The 9,639-nt window shown below is 70.6% G+C and carries 10 protein-coding genes and 2 pseudogenes; 3 read left to right on the top strand and 9 right to left on the bottom strand.

Annotation, left to right across the window (positions count from 1 at the left end):
- Nucleotides 1–519, top strand: a pseudogene (locus tag ACI3KY_RS07155) (hypothetical protein); the annotation flags it as partial.
- 90 nt (nt 520–609) lie between these two features.
- Here ACI3KY_RS07155 and ACI3KY_RS07150 read toward each other — a convergent pair.
- The 6 genes from ACI3KY_RS07150 to ACI3KY_RS07125 form a co-directional block, all read right to left on the bottom strand.
- Nucleotides 610–1,206, bottom strand: a complete 597-nt coding sequence (locus tag ACI3KY_RS07150; protein WP_404929487.1) for a class I SAM-dependent methyltransferase — start codon at nt 1,204–1,206, stop codon at nt 610–612.
- Between the two features lie 43 nt (nt 1,207–1,249).
- A complete protein-coding gene (locus tag ACI3KY_RS07145) occupies nt 1,250–1,687 on the bottom strand; it encodes a VOC family protein (RefSeq protein ID WP_404929486.1) in 438 nt (145 codons plus the stop codon).
- A 47-nt stretch (nt 1,688–1,734) separates the two neighbouring features.
- On the bottom strand, nt 1,735–1,965 hold the full coding sequence (locus tag ACI3KY_RS07140) for a DUF1232 domain-containing protein (protein WP_404929485.1): 231 nt from the start codon (nt 1,963–1,965) through the stop codon (nt 1,735–1,737).
- A gap of 92 nt (nt 1,966–2,057) precedes the next feature.
- Nucleotides 2,058–2,228: a hypothetical protein gene (locus tag ACI3KY_RS07135; RefSeq protein ID WP_404929484.1), complete on the bottom strand. Its 171-nt coding sequence runs from the start codon at nt 2,226–2,228 to the stop codon at nt 2,058–2,060.
- A gap of 32 nt (nt 2,229–2,260) precedes the next feature.
- Nucleotides 2,261–2,428, bottom strand: coding sequence for a hypothetical protein (locus tag ACI3KY_RS07130; RefSeq protein WP_404929483.1), 168 nt, complete (start codon nt 2,426–2,428; stop codon nt 2,261–2,263).
- 118 nt (nt 2,429–2,546) lie between these two features.
- Nucleotides 2,547–3,692, bottom strand: a complete 1,146-nt coding sequence (locus tag ACI3KY_RS07125) for a flavin-containing monooxygenase (RefSeq protein ID WP_404929482.1) — start codon at nt 3,690–3,692, stop codon at nt 2,547–2,549.
- A 138-nt stretch (nt 3,693–3,830) separates the two neighbouring features.
- Between ACI3KY_RS07125 and ACI3KY_RS07120 the strand changes: the two genes are divergently transcribed.
- On the top strand, nt 3,831–4,292 hold the full coding sequence (locus ACI3KY_RS07120; RefSeq protein WP_404929481.1) for a putative quinol monooxygenase: 462 nt from the start codon (nt 3,831–3,833) through the stop codon (nt 4,290–4,292).
- A 53-nt stretch (nt 4,293–4,345) separates the two neighbouring features.
- Here the strand turns inward: ACI3KY_RS07120 and ACI3KY_RS07115 are convergent, their stop codons facing one another.
- The 3 genes and pseudogenes from ACI3KY_RS07115 to ACI3KY_RS07105 all read right to left on the bottom strand — a co-directional run.
- Entirely contained in the window at nt 4,346–5,431 is a 1,086-nt protein-coding gene (locus ACI3KY_RS07115; protein ID WP_404929480.1) for a DUF998 domain-containing protein, read from the bottom strand.
- Between the two features lie 90 nt (nt 5,432–5,521).
- A complete protein-coding gene (locus ACI3KY_RS07110; RefSeq protein WP_404929479.1) occupies nt 5,522–6,151 on the bottom strand; it encodes an antibiotic biosynthesis monooxygenase in 630 nt (209 codons plus the stop codon).
- Nucleotides 6,152–6,288: 137 nt separating this feature from the next.
- Nucleotides 6,289–7,002, bottom strand: a pseudogene (locus tag ACI3KY_RS07105) (hypothetical protein); the annotation flags it as partial.
- A 441-nt stretch (nt 7,003–7,443) separates the two neighbouring features.
- On the opposite strand from ACI3KY_RS07105, the gene ACI3KY_RS07100 reads away from it, so the two are divergent.
- Complete coding sequence (locus tag ACI3KY_RS07100; protein ID WP_404929478.1) at nt 7,444–9,615, top strand: DEAD/DEAH box helicase; 2,172 nt, start codon at nt 7,444–7,446, stop codon at nt 9,613–9,615.
- The last annotated feature ends 24 nt before the right edge of the window (nt 9,616–9,639 follow it).

Here is a 9,639-nt window from a genome sequence, read left to right as displayed (position 1 = left end):
GTCGAGCCCGAGCCCGAGCCCGAGCCCGCAGAGGGTGCTGTCGAGCCCGAGCCCGAGGCCGCGCCGGAGTCCGCGCCCGAGGCCGCAGAGGTGGAGGAGCCCGAAGCGACGAGCGGTGAGACGTCCGAGACGGACGCCGATGCGGCAGGCGTCGCGGCGGTCGAGGGTGAGTCCGACGCGTCCGGCGTCGAGCCGGCAGAGCAGGCAGAGACGGCGGCGGACGAGCCCCAGCCCGAGCTCTCGCCCGGTTCGGACGGGGAGCTTCAGGCGGAGTCCGCCGACGAGGCCGAGAGTGCGGCTGAGTTCGCCGAGCCCGATTCCGAGCCCATCGCGGACGAGGCTCGTCCGTCCGAGGGGTCGGAACCCGAGCAGGGCGACGCCACCGACGACGGCGAGGTGAGCCCCGAGTCCTCGCCCGAGGCCGCCCTCCACGCGGAACCGATCGATGGTCCCGAGACGAACGAGGAGCCCTCGTCCGAAGACGAAGGCGAGAAGGACGACCGTCGCCACGACGCCTGACGCCGGTCAGGAACGAGCCTGAGGGGGACGGATGCCGCGAGCAGCGGCATCCGTCCCTTCTCCGTCGCCGGGCCGCGCCGCCGATGTGCTTCAGCGCCTGCTGACGATCAGATACCGGTCGTCATCGATCGCGCCGCCCCAGAACGACGCGTCGTCGAGCGGTTGCACAGACACGTCGTCGCGGAACCGGCTGACGAGATCCACGCATTCGGATGCGCGCAGCCCGACACCCGTGTGCCATCTGCCTTCGATGAGGATCAGGATGCCGGTGGGCACGAGCAGGTCGATCCAGGTCGCCAACGCTGCCGCCGGATCCGGCATCGCCCAGAGCACGTGCCGGGCGAGCACGACGTCGTACGAGCCGGGCGACAGCCCCGGATGTGCTGCGTCGGCCTCGGTGAAGACGGGCAGAGGCACGATGCCCTTGGCCTTCGCGCGGGCTCGCCGCACCATCTCGGGCGAGAAGTCGACGCCCCTCACGACGTGTCGGCCCTCGATCGCGAGGAGGACCGACAGCGTGCCCGTTCCGCATCCGAGGTCCGCGACGCGGCGCCCGGGGTCGCCTACGAGGGGAAGCAGCAGATCGGCCCACGCGCGGCGGATCGCCGGATCGCGCAGTCCGTGATCGGCCGCGTCGTCGAATGACTGCGCCTCGTGATCCCAGAGGGAACGGGCCTCGTCAGTCATCCCGTGGTCCTTCCGAGCGTCTGGATGGTCGTGCGATCGCCGGTCAGCTCTTCTTCAGTTCCTGGGCGAACATCACGAGGATGCCGCTGGGACCGCGGAGGTAGGTGAGCTTGTACACGTCCTCATAGGTGGCCACGCCGCGCAGCGGATAGCAGCCGTGACGCGCGGCGATCTCGAGCGCTTCGTCGATGTCGTCGACGGAGAAGGCCACGCGATGCATGCCGATCTCGTTCGGGAGAGTGGGCTCGGTCTCGATGGCGTCGGGATGGATGTACTCGAAGAGCTCGAGCTGACCGTGACCGTCGGGCGTCTGAAGCACGGCGATCTTGGCGTGGTTGCCGTCGAGGCCCACGGCGGTGTCGGCCCATTCGCCGCTGACCGTGTCACGGCCGAGGACCGTCAGACCCAGATCGGTGAAGAACGCGATAGCCGCGTCGATGTCGCGCACGGCGATGCCGATGTTCTCGAGCTTGATTGCCATGCGTGCATGCTACTGAGCGGCTCCGACGAGGGGTGCCGCGCCCGCGTCTAGTGCGACGCCAGCTCCGACTGCCACCGGCGCTGCTCACGAGCGAAGAGCACAGCGAGGATGCCCCAGACGCCGATGTCGTCCGCGAGACCCAGCGGGCCGAGCAGCAGCTCGGGGATCAGGTCGATCGGCGCGAACGTGTAGACCACGGCGGCGATCGCGGCGACCCATGTCGTCGGCGCGACGCGGTGCTCGCGACGCTTGACAGCTCTGAGGAATCTCCACCACATGCACCCCAGTGTGCGCGTGCAGCCTGTGGGTCGGCCCGTCGAGACGGAATCGTGATCGTTCAGACAGCAGACGCACAGCCGGGGTCAGCGGATCACGGCTCGCCCTGATCGGACTCCTCGTCGGGGATCTCGTCGCTGCGCGGCCCGACGAAGTCGCCCGTGATGGTGTGCTCGCGTTCGACGTCCTTGATCACATCGGTCTTGAGGTCGCTGGCCGGGTTGCTGTCTCCCGGCGACAGGCGCGGGACGAAGCTGTCGGTCATCGCACTCTCCTCTCCTCCACGGCCGAGCTCGCCTATCGACCGGCCTTCTCGTCCTCTTCCGGTTCGAACGTCGACGGCACGCCGGTGTGCCCGGCCGCGACCCCGTCGGGCGCGTCGGGGATCGTCCCGTCACGTCCGAGGCCGCCCGGCTTGCGGGTGCCCTCGTCATCCGTCTCCGGTTCTTCCGCATTGCGGTCCATCGGATGCTCCCTTCCTCGTCACTGGCACCGTAACGTCGACCTGCCCGCGCACGGATGGCGGTTGACAAAGGCCGGAGCAACGCCCAGGCCGCTGCGCTCGCAGCGGTGGGGGACCGCGTCAGGACGTACGCGGGTCCGCCCGAAGCTGACGATGGATGACGCGAGCCACGGCCCGCGCGTCGAGACCGATCTGGAAGAGCTGTCCCTTGAGCGGGTTCCACAGCCCGACGAACCGCAGCCCCGGCGCTCCAGGTGCTGAATCCGTACCGGTCACGACGGGAGCGCCGCGTTCATCGAGCACCCCGAGGTGGCCCAGCACCGGGGCGAGCCCGGTGGTGTAGCCGGTCGCGGCGATCACGGCATCCGGCGCCCATCGAGTGGCGTCGGCCAGGACCGCCGCCGAGCCGTCGAAGCGCTCGAGCGAGGCGACAGGCGTGACGGTGGCGGTTCGCAGGGCGGCCACCAGACCGACGTCGATCGTCGGCGTCACGCCCGTCGATCGCGCCTGTGCGACGACTCCGGCGCGGGGACGCGGCATCCCGTAGCGGGTGAGGTCACCGAGCGACACGCGCTGCAGCAGTCGGTTCACCGGGTCGACGAGTCCCGCCGGCAGGAAGTCCATCGGCACCGCCATCAACGTTGTCGGGAGGGGCCCGAACTGCCGCGGGATGATGTTCGGCGGCGTGCGGACCGACAGACGGACGTCGGCGGCGCCGTGCTCGGCGAGGTCGGCGGCGATCTCGGCACCTGTGTTGCCGGCGCCGACGACGAGCACCCGCCGACCGGCGTACGGTTCGGGACTGCGGTAGGCCGATGCATGGATGACCGAGCCGCCGAAAGCCTCCTGCCCCGGCCAGTGCGGCTGAACCGGGGTGTTGCTGTAGCCGGTGGCGACGACGACCTGTCGGGCGGTGAGCACACCGGCGTCGGTCGTGGCGACCCACTGCCCGCCGTCGCGGTCGAGTCGGAGCACCTCGGTGCGGAACTGCGGCTCGAGGTCGTGGCGTCGCGCGTAGACCCGGAGATAGCGGGCCATGTCGTCTTTGGCGACCCAGCGGCCGAATCGCCGAGGCATGCGCAGCCCCGGCAGGGCCGACTGGACGCGGGGTGTGTGCAGGTGCAGCCGTTCGTAGCGCGCCGCCCACGTGTCGCCGACCGTTTCACCGCGATCGACGATCACCGCGTCGATCCCCCGGCGTCTCAGACAGGCGGCGACGGCGAGCCCCGCAGGCCCGGCTCCGACGACGAGCACCTCAGCAGACATGGTCCTCCCGAGGGGAACGTTAGCGGTGGGATCCCGCCGCGTCATCACCGGCGTCGAATGGCCCGGAGCATGGCGGTCGCCCGACCGTCGGCGACAGCGGCCGACGCAGTGTCGAGGCACCCGGCTACCGTGGGACGCATGTTCGCGAATGCAGGAACCCTGGGGGCCGCTCCCGGCAGGCGGGACGAGCTCGTGCGCCACCTCACGCGCCGCAGCGACCATCTGCGCGACGTCGGCTGCCTCCTCTACGAGGTCGGCGTCCACGACGCCGAGCCCGACACGGTGTACGTGGTCGAGCTGTGGGAGAGCGCCGACGCACACCGTGCCTCGCTGGCGCTCCCCGAGGTGCAGGCCTCGATCGCAGCCGTCCGCCCGCTGCTGTCGGGAGAGTTCGGCGGCTTCCGGTTCGAGGTCGTCGGGTCCCCCCTGCGGGACGAGCCTGCTCCCGCCCCCGCGCCGAAGCACGTTCCCGCGCCGGATGAGCCGAGCATCCCCGAGCTCGAAACCGATGAGACCATCGCTCCGCGCCCCGAGGAGGAGATCGCCGACATCCTCCGCGCCGAGCCCGATGTCGAGGACCACAGCCGCCGTCCTGGCTGACCGCCGGTCGCGGCGGTGATCGGGATGCCGCGGGCCGCGGCATCCGTCCCCCCTCAGTCCTGCTGGCCGGCGACCCCGAGGAAGCGGATGAAGACCGCGATCCACCCGAAGATCAGCGCGAACACGATGATCTCGAAAGCGGTGAGTGAGAAGAAGCCCACTGCGGGGATGAAGAGGATCACCGAGGCAGCCATCGCCGCGAGGAACGCCCACGATGCGACGAAGTAGGTGCGCGGCATCCCTCGGAGGAAGTTCGGTCCGCCGATGAGCAGGACGAGGAACATCGCCGCCATGCCGGACGCCGAGAGGTTGTGCAGGACGAGGATGACGTCGACGGGGAAGATGCCCACGCACGCGAGCATGATGCCCATGACCGCGAAGAGCACCGGGACGACGCGTGGGCCGCGCGGATTCTCGAGCACGCCTGCGGCGGCGAGGGCCCGCATGTCGTTGGCGATGTAGACGGCGAAGGTCGTCACCAGCAGCCCTGCCGCGATGAGGGTGCCGTTGAACACCCAGCTCGACAGGTCGTCCTCGAAGGTGCCGAGATGACTGAAGTGGATCGTCCACCATTTCGGATCGGGCGTCGTGACCATGGCGGTCAGCGTGCCGATCGCAATGAAGGCGAGCAGCAGCGACGACATGCGCTGCGTCGTCATCGCCGAGACCGACAGGAAGACGACCCACGTGGTCATGCCCAGCGTGACCGCCATGAGCACGACCGCCCAGAACGTCACGATCGGCAGTCCGATGAAGCCCATCGCGAGCACGCGATACAGCGCGTACACCGCCACGAACGCCAGCGCCGTGTGGACGATGACCACCGAGACGGTGTTCACGATGAACTTCCACGATGGCAGCGTCTGCCGCCACTCCTGCCCGGGACGGTTGCGCGCGCGCCAGTACTCGGTCGTCGACGCGGCGGCGGCGACGACCGCCGCGCCGCACGCCGCCCACACCGCGAACGAGTCGGCTTGGCCGGCGAGCTGCAGGTCCGGTGCGAACAGGCCCACGAGGAGTCCGTAGACCGCGCCGAGTGCGCCGGCAGCGAGACCGGCGTAGACGGCCTGGGACTCGGCCCGGCGGCCGGGTGTCGCTGCCACCGTGTCGGGCAGCGGCGAGGTGTTGCTGGTGCTCACGAGGTCAGAGTACGACCGCCGCCGGGCATGCGGGCGTTCGGCGCGTCACGATCTCGTACGGATGCCGGGGCCGCCCCGTGTCGCGGGTGCTCAGGCGCCGCGCTGCAGCCACGGACGCAGCATCCGTGTCACCCACGGCAGCACCGCATATGTCATGACCGGGGTGAGCAGCACCGTCGCCAGCAGCACGCGCGCGATCAGCGGCCACTCCGAGAACCCGGGGACGAAGCCCAGGAGCCACGACGCGAGGAGATTCGTGGGGAAGAAGCCGAGCCAGATCGTGACGGCCTGCTTCCAGCGCGGCGGGGCGGGCGGGATCGGCTGGAGGACCGGTCCGGTGGGCGGTGACGCAGTGCCATGCGGATGCCGCGACTCGACGTTCGTCGCGAACGGAGCGTCGAACCATCCTTCGATGCCGGTGCGGCGCTCGACCCTGACCTCGTCGGCGAAGGCGCGGCCGGACTCGAGCCACCACGAACGCTGCGGCGAATCCTCCCAGGCCTCGAGGGTCGGGATGTCGCGGAAGCGGTAGAGCATGTACCAGAGGTCGCTGCCTTCGCCGGCGCGTACCCAGCCGGAGCCGAGGAAGCCCGCGAAGCCGGCGGCGAGGTCGGTTCCGGCTTGCATCCAGCTGGTGGCTTCGGCGGTGCGGGAAGGGTCGATGCGCCGTTCGATCGCGACGGTGATGGGGTGGGCCACGGGTTCTGCCATGGCACCCATTCTGCGGTGGCCCGCGTCCGCGCACGGCGCACGCGGGCGGGAGCGCGGGTGGCGGGGGCCATCGCGAGAGTGCGGGGGAGCGCCAGCAGCCAGGCGCCCATCGTCACGAATGCGACGAACTCGAAGAGCGCCAGCGTGATGAGCCCCGCGGTCAGCACCACCATGCCGGCGGCGAGCAGCGCGACGCAGTACGCGGTGACGCGGCGGAACCGGCGGCTGCGACCCGGGATCGCGAGACCGGTGGCGACGGTCGCGAGGAACGACAGGCCGAGGCCCGTCGCGATGAGATCGTGCATGACGGCGCTCACCGGGATGGGCACGAGCCCCACGGCGGTGAGATGGAGACCGGCGGATGCGACCGCCCCTCGGAAGCCCCGGGCCGTGCGGCGCCCCATGCCCGTGGGCAGCGCGACCGCGATCAGCACGCCGTAGGCGGCCAGGAAGAACCCCGAGAAGATCGTGATGGAGTTGAACGTGCGGCCCGAGAAATCGGAGTGCGTGCCCAGTTGCGAGAAGTGGAGCTGCCACCATGTCGGGTCGTGGGTGGTGAGCACCGACACGAGCACGCCGACCGGGAGCGACAGCACAGCGAGCCGCCCCACGTGGTGGGCGATGACCGCATGGTCGACGGTGGCGGTCCGGGCGGGCGGCGTCGCCGCCGGGGTCGCCGCCGGTGCGGCATCCGGTCCCGGCGGGTCGGCGTCGCCGGTCGTGGCCGCGTGTGCGGCTCGAGGTGACGGTGTGGAGGCGCGCCGGGTGGTCAGGCGCGGGCGGGCGGCTCGGGCGGTGGCGGCGCTTCCAGGCGACAGCGCGGGAGCGCTGGTTGCGTCGGCGAGGGTCGTGGGAGGCATTCGACTCACGATCGGTTCTATGCGACGCACCCCCGTGCCGACATCCCCCAATAGACCCCGACACCGAGGCCCGCCGGTTTTGACGACTAATCCCCAGTTCAGCAACGAGTGCTGTTAAGCGGCGAGCCGCTGAATCACACAGTATCCCGGTCTCGTGGGAGAATGCCCCGCTGATGTGCGACCGCGTGCGCACGCGGTGCTCAGCGCTCGTGCAGGTGGAGGCCGGTAGGCTGGGGGTGTCGGCTCTGGACACCGCGCATGGCGCGGATGGGTTTGTGAGTCTTTGGGGCCGATGGTCTGGGCATGTCCGCCCTGACGACCATCACATCGAATGGCCCCCGGCCCACGAAGAGTCCGGGTTGCTCCCCGCCGCTGCGAGCGGCACCGCGCCGTGCGCAGGGGAGTGCTGTTCCGCGAGAACAACCCAGTGAAGGACACACCGTGCCCAAGAACAAGAAGCCGGCCGGCGGCCGCGCCGCCAAGAACTTCGAGCCGCGCTACGGCGCGAAGTCGAGCTATCAGGATCGCAAGCGCCGTCCCGGCGAGTCCTCGTCCGGTCAGGCGGGCAGTCGCAGCGCCGGCCACCGCGGCCACCGACCTGCTGAGACGGATGCTGTGGCCAAGGGCCGCTGGAACGCCCAGGAGCGTGCCGGCCGCGACGAAGCACGCGCCATCCGCACTCACGCCCGCGACGACCGTCCGGCTCGCTCGCAGGGTGATCGTCCCGCGCGTTCGTATGGTGATCGTCCGGCTCGCTCGTACGACGATCGTCCCGCCCGTTCGCAGGGTGACCGTCCGGCTCGTTCGTACGATGACCGTCCCGCCCGTTCGCAGGGTGACCGTCCCGCGCGTTCGTATGGTGATCGTCCGGCTCGTTCCTACGACGACCGTCCCCGCCGGGACGACCGTCCGGCTCGCTCGTACGACGAGCGTCCCGCGCGTTCGCAGGGTGACCGTCCGGCTCGTTCGTACGGTGATCGTCCCGCTCGCTCCTACGATGACCGCCCGGCCCGTTCGCAGGGCGACCGCCCGGCTCGTTCGTACGGTGATCGTCCCGCTCGCTCCTACGACGAGCGCCCGGCCCGTTCGTACGACGACCGTCCCCGCCGGGATGACCGTCCCGCCCGTTCGTACGGTGATCGTCCGGCTCGCTCCTACGACGAGCGCCCGGCCCGTTCGCAGGGCGACCGCCCGGCGCGTTCGTACGACGACCGTCCCCGCCGCGACGATCGCCCCGCTCGCTCCTACGACGACCGCCCCCGCAGAGACGACCGTCCGGCGCGCCCGCAGACCGATCGCCCCCGTGGCGACGGAGCGGCGAATCGCTCGGATTGGAACGCTCCCGCACGCACCGCGGCCTACGACGCGCACGTCGACGTCGTTCACGAGCGTCTGCAGGCCGAGGCTGTCCAGGCGGGCGAGGTCGCCGAGACGACCTTCGCCGACCTCGGGCTCGGCGACAACATCGTGGGCGCCCTGGCCGAACTGGGCGCCGCCGCGCCGTTCCCGATCCAGGCCGCGACGATCCCGCCGATCCTCGGCGGCAAGGACGTGCTCGCGCGTGGCCGCACCGGTTCGGGCAAGACCATCGCCTTCGGCGCACCGCTCGTCGAGAGCGTGCTGCGCTCGCAGGCCGGCAAGCGCCGTGAGTTCGGCCGTGCCCCGAAGGCGCTGATCCTGGCGCCGACCCGCGAGCTGGCGCTCCAGATCGACGGCACGATCCAGCCGATCGCGCGCAGCGTCGGCCTGTTCACCACGCAGATCTACGGCGGCGTGCCGCAGGGGCGTCAGGCAGGCGCGCTGAAGAGGGGCGTCGACATCGTCATCGGCACCCCCGGCCGCATCGAGGATCTCGTGAACCAGGGCAAGCTCGATCTCTCCGAGATCCGCATCGTGGTGCTCGACGAGGCCGACCACATGTGCGAGCTCGGCTTCCTCGAGCCGGTGCAGCGCATCCTCCGTCACACCGCCGAGGGCAGCCAGAAGCTCCTGTTCTCGGCCACGCTCGACCGCGAGGTCGCAGCGCTCGTCGACGAGTTCCTGGTGGAGCCCGCCGTCTACGAGGTGGCCGGCGAAGACCAGGATTCCGGCACGATCGAGCACCGCGTGCTCGTGATCGAGCACCGCGAGAAGGCCGAGATCCTCGACTCGCTCGTCAGCCGCAGCGGCAAGACGCTCGTCTTCGCCCGCACCCGCGCCTACGCCGAGATGCTCGCCGACCAGTTCGACGACGCCGGAATCCACGCGGTCGCCCTGCACGGCGACCTCAACCAGGCCAAGCGCACCCGCAACCTGGAGAAGCTGACCTCCGGCCGGGTCAACGTGCTGGTGGCGACGGATGTCGCGGCACGAGGCATCCACGTCGACGACATCGATCTGGTGATCCAGGCCGACGCGCCCGACGAGTACAAGACCTACCTGCACCGTTCGGGGCGCACCGGCCGCGCCGGTCGCTCGGGCACCGTGGTGACGCTCATCACGCGTCAGCGCCGCCGCCGCATGGGCGAGCTGCTGGATCGCGCCGAGATCGACGCCCCGTTCGAGGAGGTCGCCCTCGGCGACGACCTGCTCGAGGAGCTCTCGGGCCGTCAGCTGGCGAACGTCGACAGCTGAGCCCGTTGCCCGGCGAAGCCGAGC

Source organism: Microbacterium sp. ZW T2_14 (assembly GCF_044987405.1).
Lineage (GTDB): Bacteria > Actinomycetota > Actinomycetes > Actinomycetales > Microbacteriaceae > Microbacterium.
This window is presented reverse-complemented; position numbering and strand designations above follow the sequence as displayed.

Bases quoted from the DNA above. Each gene is read 5' to 3' on its own strand.
- ACI3KY_RS07150 (WP_404929487.1), bottom strand. From the start codon at position 1,206: ATGACTGACGAGGCCCGTTCCCTCTGGGATCACGAGGCGCAGTCATTC.
- ACI3KY_RS07145 (WP_404929486.1), bottom strand. From the start codon at position 1,687: ATGGCAATCAAGCTCGAGAACATCGGCATCGCCGTGCGCGACATCGAC.
- ACI3KY_RS07140 (WP_404929485.1), bottom strand. From the start codon at position 1,965: ATGTGGTGGAGATTCCTCAGAGCTGTCAAGCGTCGCGAGCACCGCGTC.
- ACI3KY_RS07135 (WP_404929484.1), bottom strand. From the start codon at position 2,228: ATGACCGACAGCTTCGTCCCGCGCCTGTCGCCGGGAGACAGCAACCCG.
- ACI3KY_RS07130 (WP_404929483.1), bottom strand. From the start codon at position 2,428: ATGGACCGCAATGCGGAAGAACCGGAGACGGATGACGAGGGCACCCGC.
- ACI3KY_RS07125 (WP_404929482.1), bottom strand. From the start codon at position 3,692: ATGTCTGCTGAGGTGCTCGTCGTCGGAGCCGGGCCTGCGGGGCTCGCC.
- ACI3KY_RS07120 (WP_404929481.1), top strand. From the start codon at position 3,831: ATGTTCGCGAATGCAGGAACCCTGGGGGCCGCTCCCGGCAGGCGGGAC.
- ACI3KY_RS07110 (WP_404929479.1), bottom strand. From the start codon at position 6,151: ATGGGTGCCATGGCAGAACCCGTGGCCCACCCCATCACCGTCGCGATC.